Here is a 25,614-nt window from a genome sequence, read left to right on the forward strand (position 1 = left end):
TTAGAGACGAAATGGAGCCTGACATGACCAATCCCCTGTGGTTCGATCCCAGCTTGTGCCTGATTGGCGGCGCGTGGCAGCGGCCTGCGTCTCAGGCAGATTTGCCGCTGATCAACCCGTCGGACGGGTCCGAGCTATGTCGGATCGCGCGCGGGGATGCTGATGACATCGATGCTGCGGTGAACGCGGCGCAAAAGGCGCTGGATGGGGACTGGGGCCGCAAATCCGCGTTAGAGCGCGGGCGCATTCTGACCCGGTTGGGTCAGATGGTGCTGGAGCGTGTCGATGATCTGGCCGCGTTGGAGGCGATGGATGTCGGCAAACCCCTGACACAGGCGCGCGCCGATGCGGTGGCACTGGCGCGGTATTGCGAGTTTTACGGAGGCGCGGCGGATAAGGTGATGGGCGAAACGATCCCTTATCTGGATGGCTATACCGTCTATACCCTGCGTGAACCGCATGGTGTGACAGGCCACATTGTGCCGTGGAATTATCCTATGCAGATCATCGGCCGCTCTGTCGGGGCGGCTTTGGCGATGGGCAATGCCTGTGTGCTGAAGCCAGCGGAAGAGGCCTGTTTGACCGCGCTTGCCTTTGCCCATCTGGCGCAGCAGGCCGGGTTGCCGGCGGGCGCTTTGAACGTGGTTCCGGGGCTGGGGGCCGAGGCCGGGGCGGCGCTGTCGGCGCATCCGGGGATTCAGCATGTATCCTTCACCGGCTCCGTTGCCACCGGCGCGTTGGTGCAACAGGCCGCTGGGCATAACGTGGTGCCAGTGACGCTGGAGCTGGGCGGGAAATCCCCGCAGCTGGTGTTCGACGATGCAGATCTGGATGCGGCCCTGCCATTTCTGGTGAATGCGGGCGTTCAGAACGCAGGGCAGACCTGTTCGGCCTCCTCCCGCGTTCTGGTGCAACGCGCAGTGTATGAGCAGGTCAAATCGCGCATGGCCTCGGCCTATTCCGAGTTGACCGTTGGGCCCGCGTCCGAAGATTTGCGCCTGGGGCCCCTGATTTCAGCACGTCAGAAGGACATCGTGACCGGATTTATCGACAAAGGCGCAGATCTGAATATCGTGGGCCAGGGGCCGATTGTTGGTCACGCACCCGAGACTGGCGCCTATGTGCAACCGACCCTGTTTGCCGACGTACCCCCTGATCATGTTTTGGCACAGGATGAGATTTTCGGCCCAGTCCAAGTGCTGATCCCCTTTGAGACCGAGGAAGAGGCCCTGCAGATCGCCAACTCCACCGATTACGGGCTGGTTGCCAGCATTTGGACACGCGATGGTGCGCGGCAGATGCGGCTGGCAAAGAAGTTGCGGTCGGGGCAGGTGTTTATCAACAATTACGGCGCTGGCGGCGGTGTGGAGCTGCCCTTTGGCGGTGTCGGGAAATCCGGCCATGGTCGCGAAAAAGGGTTCGAAGCGCTGTACGGGTTCTCACAGGTGAAAACGGTAGCTGCGTTCCATGGTTAGGGCCTAAACGATGACCTCGATTGGCTGTTGCACGCCGACGCCGAAGACACGTTTGTAGCGCTCGATCTGATCTGCCGGACCCATCGCTTTTTCCGGGTTGTCCGACAGTTTGACCGTCGGGCGACCATTGGCCGAAACCGCCTTGCAGACCAACGAGAAGGGTGCCAGCGCGTCATCGGGAACCAGCCCTCTGAAATCATTGGTCAGCAGCGTGCCCCAGCCGAAGGATACTTTGGTGCGGCCTGCAAACTGACTTTGCAGTTCGCGGATTTTGCCGACATCCAGACCGTCAGAAAAGATCACGCGTTTCTGTTTGGGATCCTCACCGCGCGATTGCCACCATTTGATCGCAGTTTCTGCACCGGTTGCCGGATCACCGCTGTCGATTCTGATGCCAGTCCATCCCGCCAACCAATCTGGCGCGTCGTCCAGAAAACCCTTGGTGCCATAGGTGTCAGGCAGGATGATCCGTAGGTTGCCGTCATGTTCCTCGTGCCAATCGCTAAGCACGTCATAGGGTGCCTGCGCCAGTTTCTCATCAGTATCAGCCAGCGCAGAGTAAACCATGGGCAACTCGTGGGCATTGGTGCCGATGGCCTCGACCTCGCGCCGCATGGCGATCAGGCAGTTCGAGGTGCCGGTAAATGCAGGGCCCAGACCTTCGATCATGGCTTGGACGCACCAGTCCTGCCAAAGAAAGGAATGCCGCCGTCTGGTGCCGAAATCGGCGATGCCCAGCCCCTGAATCCCTCGTAGATGTTCGATTTTCTCCCATACACGGGTCATCGCACGAGCATAGAGAATTTGTAGCTCGAACCGCCGCATCGCATTCAGCACCGAGCGGGATCGCAGCTCCATCAGGACTGCCAATGCGGGAATTTCCCACAGCATGACCTCGTGCCATTTGCCTTCAAAGGTCAATTCGTACTGATCACCTTTGCGTTCAAGGTGATAGGGCGGCAGTCGCAGGTTCTCGAACCACCCCATGAAATCCGAACGGAACATCTGACGTTTGCCATAAAAGGTATTGCCGCGCAGCCAAGTGCTTTCCCCCCGGCTCAGGCTGAGTGACCGAATGTGGTCCAGCTGTTCGCGCAGCTCCCCCTCATCAATCAATTCAGCCAATGGAATGTGATTCGACCGGTTAATTAGTGAAAACACCACATCCGTTTGGGGCTTATTTCGAAACACTGACTGGCACATCAGCAGTTTGTAGAAGTCTGTGTCGATTAAAGACCGGACAATCGGGTCAATCTTCCATTTGTGATTGTATACTCGCGTCGCAATATCGACCATTGGGAACTCCTGCGATTTCCGTTGTTAGATCAATAGGTGCGTGGAATGGCAAGAGTCGCTAAATTGATGACAATGACAAGGTCAAGTCACAATGCGAGCATATTGTGGGGTCTTTTCACCGGTTAGTGGAAAGAGGGGGATGGATAGTCGAGGTTTAGTTAGTGAATGGTTCTCGAGTACGACTTTGATATTGTAACGATCGCTTCGGGGGAAAACGATCCGGAGGCGACCCCGTCAGGGGCGCAAAACGGACGCAAGGTGCGTGCGCTGTTTCGGAATGTGAAAACAGCCGATGCATTGCGGGCAGCGTCACCCAAAATACGCAAAATTTTTCATGATGCCGGTTTTGGTCTGGATTCGACGCGCAGCGAGATTACCCATGGATATTACCGTCCACAGGATACGGCGGACAGGGATCGCATTCTGCGAGCCTTGTTTCACAATATCCGGACGACGGGAGTCAAAGGCGAATATTGCGGCGAGTTTGATTTCCTGAAGTTCATGAACGATGTAAAAGCCGCTAAGCCGCGCGCCGGGTTGCCCAAAGAGGTTCCGATGTGGAAACCCAGGCCACAGCAGGCGGAATCGGCCGGACCAAATCGCCGAACTGTACCAGGCCGGGTTGGGTTTGCTTTGGGGTTGGCGGTGATTATCTTTGCGCTGCTCAAGTATCTGGCGGCTGCGGGGGCAACCCCTTAAATCAGCCGAACGCCAGCATCTTTCATCGCGGTCTCTGCCGAGGCCAATGACCCATCCAGGTTAATTGCCCTGCAGGCTCTCATCTGAACTGACACGTCGAAACCCAGCCGCGCTGCGTCAACCGCAGAGTAGTAGACGCAGAAATCCGTGGCCAGCCCGACGAGTGTCAGTCTCTCGATTTCACGGGTGCGCAGATACCCTTCCAACCCGGTGGGCGTGGTCTGGTCGTTCTCAAAGAACGCCGAATAGCTATCGATGTTGCTGCGGAACCCTTTGCGCAGGATCAGATCGCCATCCGTACGCAGGTTCGCATGAAATGCTGCCCCATTTGTTCCCTGCACGCAGTGATCTGGCCACAAAACCTGAGGCCCATAAGGCATCTCGGTCATGTCATAGGGGTTTTTGCCCGCATCGCTGCTGGCAAAGGACGAATGCCCCGCAGGGTGCCAGTCTTGAGTCAGGATCACCGTGTCAAAATCTGGCATCATCGCGTTGATCGGAGCCACGATCTCATCCCCGCCGGGAACCGCCAACGCACCGCCGGGACAGAAATCGTTCTGAACATCGATCACAATAAGGGCATGGGTCATGGGGACCTCCTTCGGTTGCGTTATCGGTAGTGGGCGCGACAAGGGGCGTCAATCCGGTCTCTTGCGACTCTGTCCGCGCGGGTTTAGACCGCCCGCATGTATACGATCGCTGCTCTCTATCATTTCACCCGGTTCGCCAACCACGAAGCCCTTCGTGCGCCCTTGCTTGAGCTGTGCCGCGCACAATCGGTCAAAGGGACGCTCTTGCTGGCACAGGAAGGGATCAATGGCACTATTGCCGGACCCCGCGCTGGCATTGACGCGGTTCTGGCCCATATCCGTGCGCTGCCCGGCTGTGCTGATCTGGAGTTGAAAGAGGCCACGTCTGACCAACCGCCATTTGGCAAGATCAAGGTACGCCTGAAAAAAGAGATCGTGACCATGGGCCAACCGGATATCGATCCGCAAGCCCGTGTCGGCAATTATGTCGAGCCCGAAGACTGGAATGATCTGATCCGCTCGGATGATGTGGTGGTGATCGACACCCGAAATGATTACGAGGTGGCAATCGGTACGTTTGAGGGCGCGTTAGACCCTGAAACAAGCAGTTTTCGTGAATTCCCCACCTGGTGGGAAGAAAACAAAGACCGGTTCCACAATAAGCGTGTGGCGATGTTCTGCACGGGTGGCATCCGGTGTGAGAAATCCACCAATTACCTGTTGGGTCAGGGGGTCGAGGATGTCTATCACCTGAAAGGTGGCATCCTGCGGTATCTCGAGGAAATGCCCGTCGAGAACAGCACCTGGCAGGGCGAATGCTTTGTGTTCGACAACCGCGTATCTGTTGGGCATGGGCTGGTCGAAGGGCCGCACAACCTGTGCCATGGCTGCCGTCGCCCGATCCTTCCCGAGGATGTGAAACGTGCCGAATACGAACACGGCGTGTCCTGCCATCAATGCATAGAGGAAACCTCTGAGGTCGACAAAACCCGGTTCCGGGAACGTCAAAAACAGATCCTGCTGGCACGTCAGCGGGGACAGGAGCATCTGGGCGCAGACTGATTTGCTGAAATCTGGTTGCCACGCAGGACAGTCCACCGGATAATCCCGGAGATTTCAGCGCGTTGGAGATTTCATGTCCCGAAAACCCACGACTTTGGAAGAATGGAAATCAACGCTGCTGGCGGCAGCCGCAATGGTGGTTGCCAGTTTCCTCGCATGGTTCGGTCTGTCCCGTCTGAGCGAAGGCACCGCAGGTGACACGATCGGTACGATCGCCTCTGTGGGGCTGGTTGTGTGGATGGTGTCTCAATCCTGGTTTTATATGACTCAGGTGAAATCACCGCGCCGCATTCTGCTTTTGATGGGTGTGTCTTTTATTCAGGTCGTTCCGTTCCTGTTCGCCGCTGCCTATGGCGCATTCGGCTACCAGGATAATTGCGTCATCGGGGCGCAAGGGCCCGCTGATATCCTGTATTTTTCTTATGTTACCTTCACCACAGTTGGGTACGGCGATATGTCCCCAACCGGGCTGTGCCGCGCCCTGGCCGTGGCCGAGGCGGTGACCGGCTATATCCTACTGGGCCTGTTCGTCGCGGCGGCGGTGGCGTTGTATGCCCGCAATCATAGTCCGGATTAGGCTCTGATTTCGTCTATTTGTTTTGATCTATCCAACGCGACATCATCTGCTTGTCGCGAAAACACTCCGACGGGATTGGGCGGCGTTTGCTGCGCGAGATACGTTCGGCAAAGGCAACCTGCTTACCGGTCGGGTAATTTGCAAATGGCGAGGGATCATCAGGTTTGTGTTTGGAAATCCAGGCAGACATGGACTGACGGTCGCGCTGCGCCTCGACCGGAATCTCAAGTGCAGTTTGCTCCGCGATGGCGCGGGCATAGCGTATCTGCCGATCGGTGGCGGGCAGCAGGTGATAGTCGTTTGTCGGGCCGTGCGGGGCGGCGTTTCGCAATGAATGGGCCATCGGTTGATCCTCTGACTATGTAGAACATAAATAGAACATTAACCGAAAATTTCAAGCCGCGGCCTGTTGGAATTGGCAGGAAGTCGCTCTGGATCAGTTTTATTGACTGCTGAGTCAATAAAATATAGATGCGGAGGAAACAGCTTCTGATCAGGGAATCCCCACAATGAGATTTCAGCCCAAGGCGAGCCATTTCATCAACGGTGAATATGTCGACGATACGACCGGAGCACCCATAGACGTGATCTACCCTGCAACAGGGGAAGTGATCGCACGGCTGCATTCTGCTACTCCGCAGATCATAGATCAGGCTCTAAACAGCGCAAAATCGGCACAGGCAGACTGGGCCGCGATGTCTGGGACCGAAAGGGGCCGTGTTCTGCGCCGCGCCGCGGACATCATGCGCGAACGCAATCGTGATCTGTCGATCATCGAAACCCACGATACTGGAAAACCGCTGCAGGAAACGTTGGTTGCCGACGCTACTAGCGGAGCCGATGCGTTGGAGTATTTCGGAGGTCTGGCGGCCTCGCTGACCGGCGAGCATATCCCGCTGGGTGGTGGGGATTTCGTATATACGATCCGTGAGGCGCTTGGGGTTTGCGTCGGAATCGGTGCGTGGAATTATCCAACCCAGATTGCCTGCTGGAAAGGCGCGCCTGCTTTGGCCTGCGGCAACACGATGGTATTCAAGCCTTCCGAGACCACGCCCTTGTCTGCTCTGCAAGTGGCCGAAATCCTGGTCGAGGCCGGGGCACCAAAGGGTGTCTATAACGTAATTCAGGGTTATGGCGATGTGGGCGCATCACTTGTGACGGACCCCCGTGTTGCCAAGGTCTCGCTGACCGGATCGGTACCGACAGGGCGCAAGGTTTATGCCGCAGCAGCCGATGGCATGAAGCATGTCACGATGGAACTAGGCGGCAAGTCCCCCATGATCGTGTTCGACGATGCGGATATCGAAAACGCCGTGTCTGGCGCCATTTTGGGGAATTTCTACTCTTCGGGTCAGGTCTGTTCCAACGGCACCCGCGTTTTTGTACACAAAGGCATCAAAGAAGCCTTCCTCGATCGCCTGTCCCAGCGTCTGGCGAATGTGAAAATCGGCGACCCGATGGATGAAGAGGTTAATTTCGGTCCGATGGTCAGCGAAAACCAGATGAATATCGCTCTGGGTTATGTTGAAAAAGGCAAGGCAGAAGGTGCGCGTTTGGTCTATGGCGGTGCGCGTATCGAAGGCGACGGGTTCTACATTCAGCCCGCCGTCTTTGCCGATGTGACCGATGACATGGCCATCGCGCGCGAGGAAATCTTCGGCCCGGTTATGTCAGTGTTGGATTTCGAAACCGAGGAAGAGGTGATGGCCCGCGCCAATAACACCGAATTCGGTCTGGCAGCCGGTGTGTTCACCAAAGATCTGACCCGAGCCCATCGTATCGTGGCCGCGTTCGAGGCGGGCACCTGCTATATCAACACCTACAACCTCGCACCGGTTGAAGCCCCGTTTGGCGGGTCAAAAATGTCTGGGGTCGGGCGGGAAAACTCGAAATTGGCAATCAATCATTTCAGCGAGATGAAAACGGTCTATGTCTCGATGAATGACGTCGAGGCGCCTTACTGACTAAATCCACCAATTCAGGCTCTGTTCATGGGGTTTTCCCTCGGGAACAGGGCATTGGATGTCGCGGATTGTCAGGAGATCAGCCCTGACTGGGTGGCCATCCTGAGTTTTGCCCAGACGTTTCAGTCTGCCCTCACAAGTGCGAGAAGCTGAGCGATTTTCTCTCGGGCGTTGGTGCTGTTTTCAAGCAGGGCAGTTGCATCCGCCAATGGTCGTTCTTCAATCCTGGTTACAGGTTCTGCCAATGCCAGAGTCGCCCGCCTGACCTGTCCAAATTTTTGGTCGGCCTCAGGCTGCGGGACGTCTTCCATATCAGAAAGCCAGAACAATCTTTCTGCTTCGTTCACCCTGTCAAACTGCAACAATACCCGCCCTGCATTTACAAACTCACCTATATCCAGATCGGCCTGCGCCCGCAGTGACATGGCCTTGTCCGAGGGGTCATCTCCTAACTCCAGCAAGGCTTTGTGTGGCTGGCCGGACAACAATGCCGCCTGCGCGCGCAAAAGGGCTCGGTCCTTTCGCCTGATAGTGTCCTGAGGTCGGTTGGACCAAAATAGCGTTGGACGGGCAAACCCCAGCGATGCCAACCTTTCGGCAATGGAGATTGCGGTTTCGGTTGTCAGCGATTGTGCCATCGGTTCGGGCAGGTTGAAGATGCGCCGCAAAAAGGTATCGTCGTCGGCGCGCGCAGTCAGTACTTGAACGGCCCGGTCCAGCGTTTCAGCTGAATTCGGAATATCTTCTAACAGATCAAAAGACTGGTCGAACTCTTGGCCCAAACTCAGCGCCAGCGCATATGTACGTTGCATAAGTGGGCCGATCTCAGATCGGCGCAATTCGACCGTATAAGATGCGGCAAGTTCGAGCTCCCAGGCGGAGGCTGACCCGCGTTCCGCCCACCGCTGTTCAATCAGTCGCGCCAGCGCCAGAGGCGCCTCGAGCCCCGCTTCCGAGCTGCCCACCACGTCTTTCAGCAAGGTTTCGGATTTTTCCTGATTACCTTCGGCCTTTGCAACACCGGCCTCGGCCTGAATCGCGCCGGGGCTGGGTTTGGTTTCGATGCGATCAACAGCCCGCAAGACGCGCCGCGCGGCTTCAAGTTTTTGGGCTGCAACGAAAATGTCGGACAGCATAGGTCCGACTTGCCGACGCAGATGATCCGGTAGTCGCGCAAAGGATTGTTCCATAACCCTTATCTGGGCATCCTCCGCAAGCTTACCCTCGGTCAGAGCGGCCCAGATTGCGGCGTCACTTTCGCAACGCTGTAGGTCGCGGAATGGATTTGACCCTTTCAGTGGCCGGTCGTCCAGAACAGCGGCAATCGCAGAAATCCGGTTCGTTTCCGGCGTCTCTTCACCAATCCAGCCAAGGCTGCGAACCGCCTCGGCACCGAAGCCGAAATACGCATAGAGCTTGGCAAGCTTCATGGCCCGTTCTTTGTCAACGCGATCGAACTCCTGAAACAGGCCAGTGCGCAGCTCTGCCACCTGTTCGGGGAACAGGCGCCCATCGGACCAGCTGTCAAAGCCTAGCTCGGCGCTGGAAATGCAGGCTGGTTTCTTTTCCAGTTGTGGAATGGACGGTCCCAGCAAGCCATCCAGATCGTCCAGTACCGACGTAACTGCGATGTTCAGGTCCATACGCGGTGGCATGTCGAGCGATTGATTGCCATTCGAGTTCCTGGGCCCAATCTGAGATAGTTCAAGATCAACCAGATCTCGGTCAGCGCCCTGCAACAATCGCGTCGATAGCTGGTCCTCAAATACCTGCGCATTGAGATTCAAAAGCGGCAATACCAGAGGATCAAGCGCCTGTGGCCCGGGCTGCGGGGCGTTTACCACAGCGGCTTTGGGCAGCGTTGGGGGTGGAATGTCGCTGCTGATCGGTGGAAGGGCTGCCCCCGGCGCAATATCCACAACAATCATCGTGTTTTGATGCAGAAATGCGGTGGCAAAGCAGTCGCAGCCGAATTCCATCTCTAACGCATCACCCGGGTTGGTCTGTGAGATCGCAGACAGACGGTTCTGCGACAGCCGCTGAAACACTGCCCCAGTTTGAAATTCGGCATCAAAAAGCGCTACGTCTAGTCTTGCGCCATTCTTCGTTTGCTTCAGACCCCATTCCGTACCCGGGGGCACCTGCACAACAAGACGCGTATATCCGTCATGCTCGCCCGATCGCACAGAAATGTCGCGCGCGCCAGCCTGTCCAGCGGCCGTAAGCGCCGCTGAAACCATTAGGGCGTATCGGATCATGCCGCTGCCTGCTTTAGCTCTTTCAAGGCCTCTTCAAGTTCTGAGAAACCCGGCCTGTTATGGGTGGGAGTGTTCTGCCGTCCGACTTCGATGCACATGGCAGGATTGTGGTTGTGCAGGTTGGCAACCAGAACCTCTTTGATCAACTGATAGAAATGATTGTCTTCTTCCACCACGGATTTGAGTTTTCCTGCAAATGGGCCGACCAGCCCATAAGCCAGAAAGACCCCCAGGAACGTCCCGACCAAAGCGCCACCGATCAGCTTTCCCAACACTTCTGGGGGTTGATCAATTGAGCCCATCGTTTTGATAACGCCGAGAACTGCCGCAACAATTCCAAGTGCGGGCAGGCCGTCAGCAACAGTCTGTAGCGCGTGGCTAGAGTGCATGGCGTGGTGAAAATTCGCCTCCATCCGCTTTTCCAGCACCTCTTCGACCTGGTGGGGATCGTCATAATTCAAAGAGGCAGCCCGCATTGTGTCGCAGATCAAATCGACGGCTTCTTTGTCGGCCTGAATTTTCGGATAAGTCGAAAACAGAGGCGAGATTTCGGGGTCTTCAATATGTTGTTCGACTTCGACCGGGTTGGCCTTGGCGATACGGATCAGCGAAAACAACAGGCACAGCAGGTCACGGTAGTCATCTGGTTTCCACTTCGGCCCTTTGAATACTTTTGCCATATCCTTGATCGTGTGCTTCACGGCGCTCAGGTCATTGCTGATCATAAATGCGCCGACCGCAGCGCCACCAATCATCATCATCTCGAACGGCAGGGATTTCATGATGATGGTCATTTTCCCGCCAGCCGCCAAATAGCCGCCGAACACCATGACGAAAATAACAACAATTCCGACAATTCCGATCATAAGAGGTCTCCGGCGAATTCCGATGCAGGGTTGAAAATCATGGGGGCTACTCCTGCGGAGCCGAAGCGTTTCGCCCGGCCATAATCACGCTGATTGTATAGGCAGCCTCGGGGTTCAGGCCTGCCAAAACACCGGCTGCGGCATCGGGCGGCATCCGTGACAGGAATCCGGCGGCAAAGGTCGGGTCCATCGTTTCAAACAGGGCGGCCGCGTCTTTCGGCTTCATGTTCTGATAGACATCCGTCAGGCGCGTCAGGTCTGTCTCAGCCGCTTTTTCTGCAATGGCCAGCGTCTCACGCAGCGCCTCTTCGGCCTGCTGCAGGGCGGCCAGGCGGGTCTCGATGGCCTCATCGGCAATGGCCAGCGCCTTTTCCCGATCAATGGCTGTGGCTTCGCGTTTTTTCAACGCTTCTTCGCGCCGCAGCAATTCGGTCAGCAGTATCCGGGCTCCGGGCAGCTCTGCTGGGGTCTCTTTCGGTTTTGCTTCTGCCTGCTCGACCCCTTTTGCCAGGGCTGGTGCAGCCTCAAACTCCAGCCGAATCGCGGCTGACCCAAGCATCAACAGTGAAATAACTGTCAGGACACCGCTTCTTGGTCGTTTCTCTTCAATGTGTCCGCTCATGTCGCGGCCTCTCCGCTATTACGGTCGTGGCGGAAAAACATCAGCCCGCCCGGGCGCTTTTCCTGAGCGTTCTCGGATTTGGGCGCGACAGAATCCTCTGGCTTTTCTACCGCCTCGACCGGAGCCTCTTCAGGCTCAGGATCCGTCGTTGGTTCCTCGGCCTTGGGTTCTTGCGGCTTGGGTTCTTCAACCGTGACGTCCTCGGTGGATTCTTCGGCCGGAATGACATCATGCATCGAGGCCATCATCAGTTCGAGTCGCTGCGCAACCGATTCCGCCCTTTGGGTCAGTGCCTCAAGTACAAGGCCCGACTGGTCCGAAGCAGTTCGTGCCGAATCAAGCGATTTCTTCAACTCATCCGCCTGAGATGACAGGACAGCGACCGCGCCACCGACACCTTGTTCCAGATTAGTGAACCGCTTTAACCGACGGGACAGCACGAAACAGTAAAGACCCGCACCCAGCGCACCTGCGACCAGCAAAATATCTGCAATCAGCTCCATCTCGGCCTCCTAATTCAATACGAATTCCATCACGAGGACATCGCGCACGCGCCCTTCCCCGACGACGATTTCAATGCGGCGCAAAAGGTGACCGCGGATGCGCATCAGTGCGAGCGAATCCTCCAGATCCGACACTTCGACCGCCCGCAGATACCCGTTCAGAACATCCATGATTCGCGGCTTCATCTTCTCGACATCCGAGGCGTAGCTGCTGTTCACCTCAAGCTGGGCGCGGAATTTCAGGTGCCGCGAATCGCCAGCATTGACCGAGACGATCACCGCCGGCAGGTCGATAAAACCAACCTCAGGCAGGGCTTTAACCTCGGTCCCTTTGTCTTTTTCCTTGGCGTCTTCCGCGGCTGGTTGGCCGCCAAATGGCAGGAGTCCAGAAGTGGTCAGGAAATACCCGCCCGCAGCCCCGGCAACGGCCAGAATCACCCCTATGATCAGTCCCTTTTTCCCCGATTTTTCTGGGGCTTCTGCCTGTTCTGCAGTCGCGTCAGTCATGACGTCCTCATTCATTCAGCCTGGGGATGTCATAACCCGGCAAGGACTAACCGATTGTTAAGGGCAATCGTCCAAACAGGGGATGCGCCGGGCAGAATGTCGGCGAGTCGGAGGTGAGCGTGCAGCAGATCGGAACTGTCTGGGCAAGTTTGGACAGGCGAAAGCAAATCATTGTCGCCGGTGCAGTCGTGCTGGTGTTTTTGGGGGTCCTTGCGATGTCGCGGTTGGCGACGGCGCCGTCGATGACCCTACTCTATGCCGGGCTGGAAAGCGGCGCGGCGGGGGATATCGTTCGATCACTGGATCAGCGCGGCGTACAGTATGAGATTCGGGGCGGTTCGATTTACGTGCCCGGCTCGCAGCGGGACGAATTGCGCATGACTCTGGCCAGCGAAGGCCTGCCTGCGAACGGAAACCGCGGGTATGAGCTTTTGGATTCACTCAGCGGGTTTGGCACCACCTCGCAAATGTTCGATGCGGCCTATTGGCGTGCGAAAGAGGGTGAGCTTGCGCGCACGATTGTCGGCAGCCCTCATATAAGCCAGGCGCGCGTGCATATTGCCAACGGGTCGACGAATCCGTTTCAGCGCAGCGTCGCGCCGACGGCGTCGGTCTATCTGGTGTCCTCGGGTGCGGATATCACTTCGGATCAGGCCAAGGCGATCCGGTTTCTGGTCTCTTCCGCCGTCAGTGGCCTCGCACCCGAGAATGTGGCGGTGATTGATTCCAATGGTGCGGTCATTGGCGCAAAAGAGACTGCAGTGGCAGCAGATACCGCGGATGACAAGTCGCGCCAGCTGCGCGAACGGGTCCTGCGTCTGATTGAGGCCCGAGTGGGGGCCGGAAATGCAGTCGTTGAGGTCAGTGTTGATACGGTCACCAAAACCGAATCCATCCGCGAAAGGCGCTTTGATCCTAAGGGACGCGTGGCCATCAGCACCGATGTCGAGGAACGGTCTGACAGCGCCCGGAACCAATCGTCCGACGTCACGGTGGCGTCGAACCTGCCCGATGGGGATGGCGCGGGCGGGGACGCAACCAATTCAAATGCCACACAGACGCGGGAGCGGGTCAACTATGAAGTATCCGAGACTGAGTTAGAGGTTCATACCGCACCCGGGGCGATCAAGCGTCTGACCGTTGCGGTTCTGGTAAATGGAACGCGCTCGGTTGATGCCTCGGGTGCAGAAAGCTTTGCGCCATTGCCCCAGACCGAGCTTGACGCATTGGGAGAGCTTGTGGCCTCGGCCGTTGGGTTCGATGCCGAACGTGGCGACGTCATCACCCTGAAATCGCTGGATCTGCCCGCAGTAGAGCCTGGCGGAACTGTGGTTTCGTCTTCGATCTGGCAGCAGGTTCATTTTGACGCGATGTCACTGGTCCAAATGGCCGTTCTGGCGATCGTGATGCTGGTTCTGGGATTGTTCGTGATCCGCCCGATCCTGATGAAACCGGCCCTTGCCCCCGCCCTTTTGCCGGCGGGAACACCGCCAGAGCCCGAGGCGGTTCTGACCGGTGAGATCGCGACCGAAGAGGGCGGGCAATTCGCCGCCATTCCGGGATACGCCCCAGCAGACGTGCCGGTATTGGCGGCAAATCCAGGCGCTGATCCGGTTGATCGGCTGCGTGCCATGATCGGCGACAAGCAGGAGGAAACCGTGGAAATTCTGCGCAGCTGGCTTGAAGAAAGTGAGGAGCGTGCGTGATGTCGATAGCTCATCTTCTTGAGGATTTCACTGTACAGGCAGGCGGCGGCAAAGTTCATTTACTGGACGAAGAGGCGCTGGAGGAACAGCGGCTTGGTGCCTTCGAACACGGCTATAGCGCCGGATGGGACGATGCCCTTCAGGCCCAGGAACAGGGTCGTGGAAAGGTATCAGACAACCTTGCCCGCGCGCTCGAGGATATGTCCTTTACTTATCATGAGGCAACGAGCCGGATGACAATGTCGTTGGAGCCCATGTTCCAGAGCCTCGTCAATCTGGTGTTGCCGGACACCCTGGATCGGGGGCAGGCCACGCGGCTGGTCGAACAGCTTACAGAAATGGCCGGTGAACAGATTGGCCAACCGATGCAAATCTTTGTGCCTTCGGGGTTCGTGAGTGTTGTCGAAGGGCTGTTGCCCCCCGAATTGGCCACCCCGACCCGCGTTGTCGAGGACCCGTCTCTTGGGGCCGGTCAGGCACGTCTGCAGGTTGGTACCTCGCAGCGAGAGGTGGATAGCAGCGCCTTGCTAGAGACAATCCGTTCAGCATTTGACGCTTACGTGTATGAGGCAAAAGAGGCATTGAACAATGAGTGACCCGCAATCCCCCAAACCCGAAAAAGCCAGCCCGTTTGATTCCGTTCCGATCGAGGTAACCGTGTCAGTCGGTCGGGCGCGCCCGCTAATCCGGGATCTGCTGAATATGGGGGAAAACGCTGTTCTCACCCTGGACAAACGGATCGAAGATCCTGTGGACCTATATGTTGGCGATCAACTGGTGGCGCGCGGTCTGCTGGAAGAGATGGAGGGTGATCAAGCCGGGCAACTGGCCGTGCGCCTAACCGAAATCGCGGATCTGCAGAACGGGATCGGGTAATGCGTTTCCTGTTTTGGGTGGCGGTGCTGCTGACGCTGACCCCGTCTCTGGCCGCCGCGCAAGAGGTGTCGCTGTCACTGGGCGAAGGCGGGTCGATTTCCGCGCGCACCATTCAGTTGATTTTGCTTATTACCGTGCTCAGCCTCGCGCCTGGGCTGGCGATCATGATCACCTGTTTCCCGTTCCTGATCACCGTTCTGGCCATCTTGCGGCAAGGGATCGGATTGCAGCAATCCCCCCCCAACATGCTGATCGTCAGCCTCGCACTGTTTCTGACCTATTTCATCATGGAGCCGGTCTTTTCGGAGGCCTGGACCACAGGTATTCGCCCCATGGTCGAAGAAACGATGGAGGTCGAACCAGCGTTGGAGCGCGCGTTGCAGCCGTTTCGTGCCTTTATGGCAGGGCGAGTTGATCCGGATACTTTCCACGCCATGGCAGCATTGCGACCCGGGGGTGATACGGTTTCCTTGTCGGCCGAGGCACCCTTGTCGATCTTGATGCCGTCTTTCATGCTCTCTGAGATAGCGCGGGCCTTTCAGATCGGGTTTCTGATCTTCCTGCCGTTTCTGATCATTGATCTTGTGGTGGCCGCTGTGCTGATGTCGATGGGGATGATGATGGTTCCGCCTGCAACAGTGTCGCTGCCGTTCAAACTAGCCTTCTTTGTCATTGCCGACGGCTGGTCGCTGATCGCAAGCGCGCTGGTGCGTAGCTATATGACATGAATCGTCACTGCCTGGTGATCTGCAGACGTGCGCGCAGGCCTTGCTCTCCGGCTTCGAAGCTGAGGGTGCCGCCATGCTGTTCTGCGATTGTCGCCGCGATTGTCAGACCCAGACCAAACCCATCCGAAGACCCGGTGTTTGACCCGCGCCGGAACGGGGCCATCAGGGCTTCGATATCCGAGACGGACAGGTCGGCCCCTTTGTCCTCGACGGTGATGGTTGCTATTTTGGCATCGGTTTCCAGCTGAACTTCGGCATGGCGCCCATATTTCAGCGCATTGTCGATCAGGTTGGTCAGGGCGCGCTTCAGCGAAATTGGCCTGCCGACGACCAGCATTCTCCGGGTCTCGGGCAGGGATCCATGCCCTCGGCGCGACATGAAAACTGACGTGCCGCCCTGTACCGCCACTGGGGCCAGCTTTTTCAGGGTCACCGGCAGTCCCATATCCTGATAGTCTGCGACCAGAGCCTCGACCAGCGACGTCAGTGAAATCTGCCGCGGTTCCTCAATGCTCAGCTCGGACCTTGTGTAGGTCAGAACGCTTTCGATCATGCCGGTCATCTGATCGACATCGGCCTCAAGCTTTTCGCGCAGCTCGACATCCGGGATCAAAGCGGCACGCAGCCGGACGCGGGTGGCCGGGGTGCCCAGATCGTGGCTAACACCCGATAAAACAGTGGCGCGCTTTTCCAGTTGCATGCGCTCTGCGTCCAGATGCTCGTTCACGGCAGAGACGATGTCGCGCAGTTCGGCCGGGCCATCGGCCTCATAACTGTTCGGCCCGCCCCGCCTTTTGCGGTCGCGCAAGGCGGTCGAAAACCGGGTGAAACTGTCCGATACATTGCCCACCGAGGTCAGGATCACCGCCAGCGCGACAATGGCGACCAGAATTGTGGGCAGACGCAGGTCGGTTGGGGCTGCACGGCATCCCCAGATATCTGTCCCGTCCACCTGTTGCCATGCGCCGCGCCCATAGCGGGCGATCAGTATGGGTTCGCTGCAATAGGTCGCCAAAAGCCGGGTCAGGTTGCCCATTTTCTCGGGGCCGGTCTGTTCGATGCCGGAGAGGATGTCGGACACCGGGTAAACCAGCCGGTCTGACATCACAGCCAGCGTCAACTCTCGGCCTGAAACGGGTGCTGAGCTGTCAGTCAGGATCGACAGGTTGGTGACAAAGCTGCGATCCGAAAACCCGGGAAGTTGCTCAAACTGCCCGGCATCCGCCAGGCTGGCTGCTTTGGGCGGCAATGGTACGATTGAGATGCCTGACGGTGGGGATTTACCGATGCGCAAATCCTCGTAAACAGCGAACCCGGCAACATATGCACGGGTCTGGAATTCCTGCCATGCCCGGGCCGAGGCGAACCAAAGGCCTGCGGCCAGCAACCCCGAGGTAAAAGCGGCACAGGTCCAGATCCAGCCCAGGCTGCGCAGGCGCGTGGCGCGGACGGTCATGCGGTTTCGTCCACAGACACCTCTGCGGCAAAGATATAGCCCAAACCGCGTTCGGTCTTCAGCATTTGCGGGTCTTTGGGGTTGGCCTCGATCTTGGATCGCAGCCGCCCGACCAGCATGTCGATGGCGCGTCCCTGGCCTTCGCTCTTGTCAGTAGCGCCTGTTACATCCAGGGCCGCGGCGATTTCATCCCGTGTCAGGGGAATATGCGGGTTGGCCAGAAAAACCTTTAGCATTGCTGTTTCTCGCTGGGACAGGGATACCAGATATCCGTCCGGCGAATGCACTTCGTCCCGTTTGCCGTCATAGAGCCAGCCGTCAAACCTAAAGGTGCGGGTGCGGCGGCGATAGGCAAGCGAAGGTGTACGACGCGCCCGTTGCATGACGGCGCGAACGCGAGCCAGCATCAGTTGCGGATTAAAAGGTTTGGCGATGTAATCGTCGGCGCCTACCTCATACCCGGCCATGCGTTGATGATCGGCGGACAAGGCCGAGACCAGAATGATCGGCACGTCCTGTTCGGCCCGCAGGCGGGCACAGATATCAACGCCGTTTTCATCCCCCAGCATCACATCCAATAGAATCAGGTCGATCCGACCCGACTTGAGATGGGCGCGGATTTCGCTTTCGGAACTGGCGGGCAGCGCAATGAAGCCATTCTGTTGCAGGAACTGGGTCATCATCGACCGCATTTCAGGGTCGTCATCCACCACCAACAGCCGCGGAATGCTCACAGTGTTCTTCCTCCTGTTCTCTGGCCCCAAACTTCGTCCATTGTAACGAACGGAAACAGATTCAATGCTAACGTAACACGCTGTAACAAAAGCGGTGAAAATTTGCGCCTTTCCCGGGTATTGGCCCGGATTAAGCGTTGTCAGACTCAGATAGGGGCACAGTATTGCGGCATTGCCAATTTGACTGGCACCGAATTCTCAGGGAGGAGAAAACATGAAACGATTTTCTTTTGCGACTGTGTCCGCATTGGCCGTCGCGGCCGGATCATCTGTGGTGGCCGAACCACAGGCGGAGGTCTTGCATTGGTGGACATCCGGTGGCGAGGCCAAATCGGTGGCCGTGCTTCAGGAAGAGTTTGCCTCGAACGGGGGCACATGGACCGATATGCCTGTCGCAGGCGGCGGCGGTGATGCAGCCATGACGGCGCTGCGGGCGCGGGTTCTGGCAGGCAACGCGCCGACAGCGGTTCAGCTGAAAGGCCCGGCGATTCAGGAATGGTATGAAGAGGGCGTTCTGGCCGATATCTCGAACGTGGCCGCCGCCGAAGGCTGGGCCGACGTTCTGCCCGCGTCGATCGCTGGTCACATGATGTGCGAAGGCACTTGGTGCGCGGCGCCTGTGAACGTTCACCGCATCGACTGGATCTGGGCCAATGCCGATGTGCTGGCTGCGAATGGCATCGAAATGCCCACCACATGGGATGAGTTCAACGCCGCTGCCGAGAAACTGCAGGCCGCCGGTGTGATCCCACTGGCCCATGGCGGTCAGGCCTGGCAGGACGCCACGGTTTTCGAAGCCGTTGCACTGGGTCTTGGCGGACCCGAGTTCTATCAGAAAGCCCTGGTCGATCTGGACCCCGAAGCACTGACCTCGGACATGATGATCCAGGTCTTTGACCAGATGCGCACCCTGCGTGGCTATGTGGACGAGAACTTCTCGGGCCGTGACTGGAACCTGGCCACCGCGATGGTGATGAACGGCGAAGCGGCCTTTCAGATCATGGGTGACTGGGCCAAGGGCGAATTCCTGGCAGCGGGCAAGAAGCCTGGTGAGGATTTCCTGTGCGCCTCGACCCCCGGCGATGGATATCTGTACAATGTCGACAGCTTTGCCATGTTCGAGGTTGAGGGCGACGACAATCGCGCCGGTCAGGAATTGCTGGCCAAGCTGATTGTTGCACCGAACTTTCAGGAAGTGTTCAACCTGAACAAGGGTTCGATCCCGGCCCGGACCGATGTGTCGCTGGATGCCTTTGACATCTGCGCGCAAATCTCGGCCGAAGACATGGGCTCGACCTCGGCGGGTGGTTCGCTGCTGCCGTCTTATGCCCATGGCATGGCGCTGCGCGGGTCGCAGGCTGGTGCGATCACCGATGTTGTGACCGCGCATTTCAACTCGGATATGTCCTCGGCTGACGCGGTTCAGCAACTGGCGGACGCGGTGGCGAACAGCTACTGATCCAATCCGCTCTGCCCCCTATAATGCGGGGCAGAGCATCTTTCCCCGGAGGAAAATATGTCCGAATGGCTGGAAAACCACCTGCCCAAGGTGGTGCTGGCACCGTCGTTCATCGCCGTATTGATCTTTGTCTACGGATTTATCGGATGGACCGCATGGGTGTCGCTTACACGCTCAAAACTGCTGCCGAAATACGAGATCCATGGCTTCATCCAATATGAGCGCCTGTTCGACTCTCCTCGCTGGGATACGGCGATTGGCAACCTGTATATCTTTGGTACTCTGTTCATCGTGATCGCGATGCTGCTGGGCCTGCTGCTGGCCATCCTGCTGGATCAGAAAATCCGCGTCGAAGGAGCGATCCGAACAATCTATCTCTACCCCATGGCGCTGTCGATGATCGTCACGGGCACGGCGTGGAAGTGGATCCTGAACCCCGGTCTGGGGATTGAGTCCATGGTGCAGGGTTGGGGCTTTCCCAACTTCGAATTCGATTGGCTTGTGAATCCCGATTACGCGATCTACACCATCGTCATTGCCGCACTCTGGCAAAGCTCGGGCTTTGTGATGGCGTTGTTTCTGGCCGGTCTGCGCTCGGTCGATGGCGAGATCATCAAGGCCGCACAGGTCGATGGTATTCCAACCTGGCGTATTTATACCGCGATCATCATCCCGTCGATGGCCCCGATTTTCTTGTCGGCTTTCATCGTGTTGGCGCATCTGGCAATCAAGAGCTTTGACCTTGTCATCGCCCTGACCGGAGGCGGTCCGGGCTATGCGACCGATCTGCCCGCCACCTACATGTATGCGATGGCCTTTTCGCGCGGCGATATCGGTCAGGCGGCGTCTTCTGCAATGATCATGATGCTGGTCGTCTTTGCCATCGTGGTTCCTTATCTCTACTCAGAATTGAGGGCTAAAAATGACTGATCTGTCGATGCCCCACACCCAAACCCGCAGTCAAAGTAACATGAGCAAAATCGCCCTGCGCTGGCTGCTTTACGTGGTGCTGTGCCTGTTCGCGCTGTATTACCTGATGCCATTATTTGTGATGTTGACGACATCGCTCAAAAGTCTTGAGGAAATCCGTACCGGTAGTCTGATATCGTTACCGCGTGAGGTGAGTTTCGAGGCCTGGAAAACCGCTTGGTCGGGCGCCTGCACGGGTATCCAATGCGAAGGTCTGCGGCCTTACTTCTGGAACTCGGTCCTGATTGCGGTGCCTGCGGTGGCCATCTCGACCCTGCTGGGTGCTCTGAATGGTTACGTTGTCGCGCAGTGGCGGTTCAAAGGGGCTAACATCATCTTCTCGCTGATGCTGTTTGGTTGCTTCATTCCGTTTCAGGTCGTCCTGCTGCCGATGGCGCGCCTTCTGGGCATGATGGGTATTGCCGGAACCATTCCGGGTCTGATTTTTGTCCACGTAATCTATGGTCTTGGCTTCACCACGCTGTTTTTCCGCAACTATTATGTCTCTATCCCGGCCGAGCTGACCAAGGCCGCTCGCGTCGATGGGGCCGGGTTCCTGCGGATTTTCTGGTCGATCTTCCTGCCACTGTCACTGCCGATCATCGTGGTAACCGTGATCTGGCAATTCACGCAGATCTGGAATGATTTCTTGTTCGGCGTGTCGTTCAGCCAGGCGGGCACACAGCCTGTGACCGTGGCGCTTAACAACATCGTAAACTCCACCACCGGTGTCAAAGAATACAATGTCGACATGGCCGCCGCGATCATCGCGGGTCTGCCGACGCTGCTCGTCTATGTCGTTGCCGGTAAGTATTTCATCCGCGGCCTGACCGCTGGCTCTGTGAAGGGATAGAATGATGGCTCCCATCCTTGATATCAACAAGCTGTACAAGAACTACGGCGCAACCGAGATCCTGAAGGATATCAACATCTCGATCGAACCGGGCGACTTTCTGGTGCTGGTCGGCCCATCGGGCTGTGGTAAATCCACCTTGCTGAACTGCATTGCCGGGCTGGAACCGATCACCGGCGGTACGCTGGCCATTGGTGGCAAAGACATGACCCATGTCAGCCCTAAGGACCGGGACATCGCCATGGTGTTTCAGTCCTACGCTTTGTACCCGACCATGTCGGTGGCCAAGAACATTACCTTTGGCATGAAAGTGCGCGGCGTGGATCAGGCTACGATGGACGCTAAGCTAAAGGATGTGGCCGCGCTGCTGCAAATCGAACCGCTGCTGAACCGCCGTCCTAGTCAGCTGTCCGGTGGTCAACGTCAGCGGGTGGCGATGGGACGGGCGCTGGTGCGCGACCCCAAACTGTTCCTGTTTGACGAGCCGCTGTCGAATCTCGACGCCAAGCTGCGGGTCGAGATGCGGACAGAAATCAAGAAGCTGCACCAGACTCTGGATGCCTCTATCGTTTATGTGACCCACGACCAGATCGAGGCGATGACGCTGGCCACCAAGATTGTGGTTCTGAAAGGCGGGATCGTGCAGCAGATCGGCAGCCCGGCCGAGATCTATAACAACCCTGCCAACCTGTTCGTGGCTGATTTCATGGGCTCACCCGCGATGAACCTGATCCCTGCAAAGGCAACCAAGAACGGCACAGGCACCGAAATTGCCATCGAGCGGTCATCGGGTGAAACGCTAGTCCTGAAGGATGCCCGTGATCTGTCACTGCCGCAGGATGTCATTCTGGGCCTGCGCCCAGAGGATATTGCCGAGGCCGGGTTCCGCGCCGGAGACGGTGTACAGGAAGCGGTTTGCATGGTCGACATGGTCGAACCTGCTGGAGCTGACACCTATGTTGTGTCCGAACTGGGCGGCAAACAGGTCACTGCGCGCCTGCACGCGGAAACCAGCGCCCAGGCCGGACAAGAGCTGAACCTGGCCTTTGACATGAGCAAAGTGTCCTATTTTGCCAAGGAAACCGGCGAGCGGTTGAACTAGCGCACTGCGCAGGACTTGTTCTTGCTAAACTCGGGCAATTTCGCCAAGTACTGACGCCATGTCAGGCCAACGAGATTGCCCGGGGAATATCGATGATACTGGAAATTCGACATTACACACTAAAACCGGGCCGCCGAGAAGCGTTCATAGAATTCTTTGAGAAACACAATCGCGCTGCGTTGCGGGATGCAGGAATGCTTGTGTTTGGGCCGCTCAGAGATCTGGAAAATCCTGACAAAGTGCATTGGATGCGCGCGTTCTCTTCGTTGGAAGAACGCGACAGGATAAAGGACAGCTTCTATGGCGAGGCGGTCTGGAATGACCAGATCGAACCCATTGCAATGCCAATGATCGCACACTATGAGGCCGAACTGGTCGAAACTACGAGCGGATTTGAAAGTTTTGACTGCAGCAAATCGCTGTGAATTTACCCGGTTCGCTTCATATCCTTGATCAGACGGTTCAGATCACCGCCGCGCGCGTCCAGCATGGCGCCAATCTCGGTACGTTCGGTCAGCAGCATGTTCACGCCTTCGATAAACATGTTGAAGAATTTGTCGCGGCCGGATTTGTCGGACACCAGGAAGGTCACCTCGAACGGGGAAGATCCCTGCAACTTGACCGAGGTGCGGACCTCGTATCCCGCTTTGATCTTGCGCGCATTGCGAACGGTCACCTGGCCGCCAATAAACTCGCGAAAGCGACGCCCGTATTTGCTGGAGATATAGCCCTGAAACGCGTCGGTGAACTGCCTGATCTGCGACGCACTGGCCGAGCGGCCATCGGCCCCCAACACATAGCGCGCCATGATCGGAACATCGGCATATTGCACGAAAATCTTCTCAAAATCGCGGATCATGCTCTTTTCGGATTTTCCCGAACTGATGACGCGGTTGATGTCATCCACAACGCTAACGACCAACGCTTTTGCACTGGCCTCTGTCTGGGCGAAGCCTGGCAAAGGGAGGGTGGCTAGCGCCAGGCCGGCGATGCCAGATGCAATAAACTCTCTTCTCTTCAAATAATTACTCGGCATATGGATCCTCGTAGGGGTCAAGGTAGGGGTCTCTGACAGGGTCGGTCCCGATATCTGCATAGGGATCGTCATACAATCCCAGATAGGCGTCCTCATCATCGCGTGCCAGTTCGAAACGTCGATTTTGCAGGTAAATTGTTTGTGCCTGCTTATAGCTGTCAGCACTTTCATAGAGGATGGAATCGACTGTGTCCGAGAACCGTCCACGGTCGCCCATCCGCCTTACGATTTCGGCGTAGACGCCAATATTCTCGACCGGGCGCACCGGTGTGAAGTTGATCGGGTTCGAAAACAGGTTGACGACGACGCCGACCGCATCCCTGGATGTTGAGGGGCCATAGAAGGGCAATTCCACATAGGCGCCTTCGCCAAAACCCCAGACGTGCAGGGTTTCACCGAAATCGGTATCCACGGGCGGCAGGTTCAATTCGCTGGCCGGGTCAGACAGACCCGCGCCACCAACGGTCGTATTGATGAGGAACCGCAGCAGGGCATTGCCCGACTGCTTCAGATTGCCCTGCAGCAGATAATCCAGAGCCTGACCCGGCATAGTCAGGTTTTCGGCAAAATGGTTGAAACTGGTCACCATCGGATCGGGCACGATTTTCACATAGCCCTTCGAGGCCGGACGGAACAGGAATCGGTCGACGCCCAGATTGAACTTGTGAATGCCGCGGTTTGTATTCTCGTAGGGATCGAAAGTATCGCCGCGCGCGGCCTGATCGGCGGGTTGGGACGCGCAAGCGCCAAGAACGGTCATCAGGGTCACGACAATCAGGGGCTTGAATCTGATCTTGCTCAACACGGTATTTCAACTCCAAACGCGCCAGCCGTTTTGTGAGTGGGGCTGGACGCTCAATCAATAATGCCTGCGGTCATTTTGCGGCTCAATCTGTCGTCACATAAAGGTTTTGGGCCCATTTTGAAACAGTTCGCGTTTAACCCGGCCGACTGCATCTGGTAAAGTGACACAAGTTCAACACCTCGGGATAAGAGAAGTTACGCTTAATACGCCACTGACCGCAGTTTTACTGGTTTCACACTTTTCCAACCGAACGATCCCGGATAGCGTCCCGCCGAGTCTATATCAGGTGAGGATCAACAGATGAGTATCGCAGCAAAACTGGAAAGCCTGGGAATCAGTCTGCCGGACGGGCCGGCGCCCGCCGCCAACTATGTGCCTTTCGTGCGGGTCGGCAATATCGTCTACGTTTCAGGACAGATTTCCAAGGATGCGGAACTGATCACCGGCAAGCTGGGTGAAAACATGGATGTTGCAGCGGGTGCTGCGGCTGCCAAGGTCTGCGCGATCAATCTTCTGGCGCAGGTCAAGGCTGCTTGCGGTGGCGATATAGAAAAGCTGGTGCGTGTGATCAAACTGACAGGGTTTGTGAATTCAACCGCCGATTTCACCGACCAGCCGCAGGTGATCAATGGTGCGTCGGACTTTCTGGTCGAGGCGCTGGGCGAGGCTGGTCGCCATTCGCGCTCGGCCGTGAGTGCAGCGTCGTTGCCGTTGGGCGTCGCGGTTGAGATCGAAGGCATCTTCGAGATCGCATGACCCCGGTACTGCCCGCTACGTTCCTACAGGCCCCGATCACGCATCGGGCCCTGCACGACAAATTGGACAACCGCCCGGAAAACAGCCGGGCGGCGGTTCGTGCCGCTGTTAAGGCCGGTTACGGGATTGAGATTGATCTGCAGTTGAGCGCCGACAACCGGGCTTTGGTCTTTCACGACTATGACCTGGGGCGACTGACCGGGCGACCGGGGCCAGTTCGGCAGATTTCGGCGCAGGTAGCGTCCGAGACACAGCTGTTGCACGCTGATGACGGTATTCCGACACTGGATGATGTGCTGGAAATCGTGGCGGGCAAGGTGCCCCTGCTGATCGAGCTTAAGGATCAGGACGGTGTGATGGGCCCGAATGTGGGCCCGCTCGAGCGCGATACTGTACGAGCCCTTGAGGGTTATGAAGGTCCGGTGGCGCTGATGTCGTTCAACCCCAATTCGGTGGCTGAACTGGCGCGGTTGGCGCCGCATTTGCCCAGGGGGATCACGACCTGTTCGTATCAGCCCAAAGTCGAACTTTTGCCTGCGGCGGTGTGCGATTACCTGCGGGACATCCCGGATTTCGCAAGGGTCGGGGCCAGTTTCATCAGCCACGAAGCCGAAGACCTGTCCCGCCCAAGGGTTGCCGAGCTGAAGGCGCAGGGTGTTCCGGTCCTGTGCTGGACCGTTCGCTCGGCTGCGCAAGAGGCCGAGGCCCGCAAGATTGCCGATAATGTGACTTTCGAAGGGTACTTAGCCGCGCATCCGGGTTGAACCGCGCCCCT

At 57.4% G+C, this 25,614-nt stretch carries 28 protein-coding genes; 16 read left to right on the forward strand and 12 right to left on the reverse strand.

Features of this window, described 5'->3' with window-relative positions; all coding sequences use genetic code 11:
- The first annotated feature begins 23 nt into the window (after positions 1-23).
- The gene (locus tag AC2FIP_RS14340) at positions 24-1,475 is read left to right on the forward strand and encodes an aldehyde dehydrogenase family protein (protein WP_496786950.1); all 1,452 of its coding nucleotides are present in this window, start codon (positions 24-26) and stop codon (positions 1,473-1,475) included.
- A gap of 3 nt (positions 1,476-1,478) precedes the next feature.
- On the opposite strand, the gene pncB is transcribed toward AC2FIP_RS14340, so the two are convergent.
- Positions 1,479-2,771, reverse strand: coding sequence for a nicotinate phosphoribosyltransferase (gene pncB, locus AC2FIP_RS14345; RefSeq protein WP_142638615.1), 1,293 nt, complete (start codon positions 2,769-2,771; stop codon positions 1,479-1,481).
- 165 nt (positions 2,772-2,936) lie between these two features.
- On the opposite strand from pncB, the gene AC2FIP_RS14350 reads away from it, so the two are divergent.
- Entirely contained in the window at positions 2,937-3,470 is a 534-nt protein-coding gene (locus AC2FIP_RS14350; protein WP_281973310.1) for a hypothetical protein, read from the forward strand.
- On the opposite strand, the gene pncA is transcribed toward AC2FIP_RS14350, so the two are convergent.
- Positions 3,467-4,060, reverse strand: coding sequence for a bifunctional nicotinamidase/pyrazinamidase (gene pncA, locus AC2FIP_RS14355; RefSeq protein ID WP_496697857.1), 594 nt, complete (start codon positions 4,058-4,060; stop codon positions 3,467-3,469). The two genes, AC2FIP_RS14350 and pncA, sit on opposite strands and share 4 nt — an antisense overlap.
- A 96-nt stretch (positions 4,061-4,156) precedes the next feature.
- On the opposite strand from pncA, the gene trhO reads away from it, so the two are divergent.
- Together trhO and AC2FIP_RS14365 are read left to right on the forward strand one after the other, a co-directional pair.
- Positions 4,157-5,062, forward strand: a complete 906-nt coding sequence (gene trhO / locus AC2FIP_RS14360) for an oxygen-dependent tRNA uridine(34) hydroxylase TrhO (protein WP_496786952.1) — start codon at positions 4,157-4,159, stop codon at positions 5,060-5,062.
- A gap of 73 nt (positions 5,063-5,135) precedes the next feature.
- Positions 5,136-5,639, forward strand: coding sequence for a potassium channel family protein (locus AC2FIP_RS14365; RefSeq protein WP_142638623.1), 504 nt, complete (start codon positions 5,136-5,138; stop codon positions 5,637-5,639).
- A 13-nt stretch (positions 5,640-5,652) separates the two neighbouring features.
- On the opposite strand, the gene AC2FIP_RS14370 is transcribed toward AC2FIP_RS14365, so the two are convergent.
- Entirely contained in the window at positions 5,653-5,982 is a 330-nt protein-coding gene (locus AC2FIP_RS14370) for a hypothetical protein (protein WP_496690257.1), read from the reverse strand.
- Positions 5,983-6,148: 166 nt separating this feature from the next.
- Here AC2FIP_RS14370 and betB point away from each other — a divergent pair, with 166 nt between their 5' ends.
- Positions 6,149-7,603, forward strand: coding sequence for a betaine-aldehyde dehydrogenase (gene betB / locus AC2FIP_RS14375; RefSeq protein ID WP_281995702.1), 1,455 nt, complete (start codon positions 6,149-6,151; stop codon positions 7,601-7,603).
- A 122-nt stretch (positions 7,604-7,725) separates the two neighbouring features.
- Here the strand turns inward: betB and AC2FIP_RS14380 are convergent, their stop codons facing one another.
- The 5 genes from AC2FIP_RS14380 to AC2FIP_RS14400 are packed head-to-tail and all read right to left on the reverse strand — an operon-like array spanning position 7,726 to position 12,359.
- On the reverse strand, positions 7,726-9,861 hold the full coding sequence (locus AC2FIP_RS14380; protein WP_496786954.1) for a hypothetical protein: 2,136 nt from the start codon (positions 9,859-9,861) through the stop codon (positions 7,726-7,728).
- Positions 9,858-10,727, reverse strand: coding sequence for a flagellar motor stator protein MotA (gene motA / locus AC2FIP_RS14385; RefSeq protein ID WP_496786956.1), 870 nt, complete (start codon positions 10,725-10,727; stop codon positions 9,858-9,860). The genes AC2FIP_RS14380 and motA overlap by 4 nt, the downstream gene beginning before the upstream one ends.
- Before the next feature lie 46 nt (positions 10,728-10,773).
- The gene (locus AC2FIP_RS14390; RefSeq protein WP_496786958.1) at positions 10,774-11,349 is read right to left on the reverse strand and encodes a MotE family protein; all 576 of its coding nucleotides are present in this window, start codon (positions 11,347-11,349) and stop codon (positions 10,774-10,776) included.
- Positions 11,346-11,852, reverse strand: coding sequence for a hypothetical protein (locus AC2FIP_RS14395; protein WP_496786959.1), 507 nt, complete (start codon positions 11,850-11,852; stop codon positions 11,346-11,348). The genes AC2FIP_RS14390 and AC2FIP_RS14395 overlap by 4 nt, the downstream gene beginning before the upstream one ends.
- A gap of 9 nt (positions 11,853-11,861) precedes the next feature.
- Complete coding sequence (locus AC2FIP_RS14400) at positions 11,862-12,359, reverse strand: flagellar basal body-associated FliL family protein (RefSeq protein ID WP_496703491.1); 498 nt, start codon at positions 12,357-12,359, stop codon at positions 11,862-11,864.
- 119 nt (positions 12,360-12,478) lie between these two features.
- Between AC2FIP_RS14400 and fliF the strand changes: the two genes are divergently transcribed.
- Genes fliF through fliP form a run of 4 tightly spaced genes read left to right on the forward strand, consistent with a single transcriptional unit; the run spans position 12,479 to position 15,669 of the window.
- Complete coding sequence (gene fliF, locus AC2FIP_RS14405) at positions 12,479-14,065, forward strand: flagellar basal-body MS-ring/collar protein FliF (protein WP_496709448.1); 1,587 nt, start codon at positions 12,479-12,481, stop codon at positions 14,063-14,065.
- Entirely contained in the window at positions 14,065-14,661 is a 597-nt protein-coding gene (locus AC2FIP_RS14410; RefSeq protein ID WP_496786961.1) for a FliH/SctL family protein, read from the forward strand. Before fliF ends, AC2FIP_RS14410 begins: the two co-directional genes overlap by 1 nt.
- On the forward strand, positions 14,654-14,941 hold the full coding sequence (locus AC2FIP_RS14415; RefSeq protein ID WP_271952383.1) for a FliM/FliN family flagellar motor switch protein: 288 nt from the start codon (positions 14,654-14,656) through the stop codon (positions 14,939-14,941). Before AC2FIP_RS14410 ends, AC2FIP_RS14415 begins: the two co-directional genes overlap by 8 nt.
- Positions 14,941-15,669 carry a flagellar type III secretion system pore protein FliP gene (gene fliP, locus AC2FIP_RS14420; RefSeq protein ID WP_496692770.1) on the forward strand — a complete coding sequence of 243 codons (729 nt, stop codon included), beginning with the start codon at positions 14,941-14,943 and terminating at the stop codon, positions 15,667-15,669. Before AC2FIP_RS14415 ends, fliP begins: the two co-directional genes overlap by 1 nt.
- 4 nt (positions 15,670-15,673) lie before the next feature.
- Here the strand turns inward: fliP and AC2FIP_RS14425 are convergent, their stop codons facing one another.
- Both AC2FIP_RS14425 and AC2FIP_RS14430 read right to left on the reverse strand, forming a co-directional pair.
- Positions 15,674-17,125, reverse strand: a complete 1,452-nt coding sequence (locus tag AC2FIP_RS14425; protein WP_496786962.1) for a sensor histidine kinase — start codon at positions 17,123-17,125, stop codon at positions 15,674-15,676.
- Positions 17,122-17,859: a response regulator transcription factor gene (locus tag AC2FIP_RS14430; protein ID WP_496786964.1), complete on the reverse strand. Its 738-nt coding sequence runs from the start codon at positions 17,857-17,859 to the stop codon at positions 17,122-17,124. The genes AC2FIP_RS14425 and AC2FIP_RS14430 overlap by 4 nt, the downstream gene beginning before the upstream one ends.
- Positions 17,860-18,073: 214 nt before the next feature.
- Here AC2FIP_RS14430 and AC2FIP_RS14435 point away from each other — a divergent pair, with 214 nt between their 5' ends.
- From AC2FIP_RS14435 to AC2FIP_RS14455, 5 genes are all read left to right on the forward strand, one after another.
- A complete protein-coding gene (locus tag AC2FIP_RS14435; protein WP_282022100.1) occupies positions 18,074-19,318 on the forward strand; it encodes an ABC transporter substrate-binding protein in 1,245 nt (414 codons plus the stop codon).
- Between the two features lie 57 nt (positions 19,319-19,375).
- Positions 19,376-20,248, forward strand: coding sequence for a carbohydrate ABC transporter permease (locus tag AC2FIP_RS14440; RefSeq protein ID WP_142638652.1), 873 nt, complete (start codon positions 19,376-19,378; stop codon positions 20,246-20,248).
- On the forward strand, positions 20,241-21,140 hold the full coding sequence (locus tag AC2FIP_RS14445) for a carbohydrate ABC transporter permease (protein ID WP_271952391.1): 900 nt from the start codon (positions 20,241-20,243) through the stop codon (positions 21,138-21,140). Before AC2FIP_RS14440 ends, AC2FIP_RS14445 begins: the two co-directional genes overlap by 8 nt.
- A gap of 4 nt (positions 21,141-21,144) precedes the next feature.
- Positions 21,145-22,242, forward strand: coding sequence for an ABC transporter ATP-binding protein (locus AC2FIP_RS14450; protein WP_142638656.1), 1,098 nt, complete (start codon positions 21,145-21,147; stop codon positions 22,240-22,242).
- Positions 22,243-22,334: 92 nt separating this feature from the next.
- Positions 22,335-22,667 (forward strand): putative quinol monooxygenase, encoded by a 333-nt coding sequence (locus AC2FIP_RS14455; protein WP_271952393.1) that lies wholly within the window; start codon positions 22,335-22,337, stop codon positions 22,665-22,667.
- A gap of 2 nt (positions 22,668-22,669) precedes the next feature.
- Here the strand turns inward: AC2FIP_RS14455 and AC2FIP_RS14460 are convergent, their stop codons facing one another.
- A complete protein-coding gene (locus tag AC2FIP_RS14460) occupies positions 22,670-23,278 on the reverse strand; it encodes an MlaC/ttg2D family ABC transporter substrate-binding protein (protein WP_496692767.1) in 609 nt (202 codons plus the stop codon).
- A complete protein-coding gene (locus tag AC2FIP_RS14465; protein WP_142638706.1) occupies positions 23,268-24,038 on the reverse strand; it encodes an MlaA family lipoprotein in 771 nt (256 codons plus the stop codon). Before AC2FIP_RS14465 ends, AC2FIP_RS14460 begins: the two co-directional genes overlap by 11 nt.
- Before the next feature lie 345 nt (positions 24,039-24,383).
- Here AC2FIP_RS14465 and AC2FIP_RS14470 point away from each other — a divergent pair, with 345 nt between their 5' ends.
- Positions 24,384-24,839, forward strand: coding sequence for a RidA family protein (locus tag AC2FIP_RS14470; RefSeq protein WP_496709451.1), 456 nt, complete (start codon positions 24,384-24,386; stop codon positions 24,837-24,839).
- Positions 24,836-25,603 carry a glycerophosphodiester phosphodiesterase family protein gene (locus AC2FIP_RS14475; protein WP_142638663.1) on the forward strand — a complete coding sequence of 256 codons (768 nt, stop codon included), beginning with the start codon at positions 24,836-24,838 and terminating at the stop codon, positions 25,601-25,603. Before AC2FIP_RS14470 ends, AC2FIP_RS14475 begins: the two co-directional genes overlap by 4 nt.
- Positions 25,604-25,614 lie beyond the last annotated feature (11 nt).

This window comes from Ruegeria sp. CDSB114 (assembly GCF_059611025.1).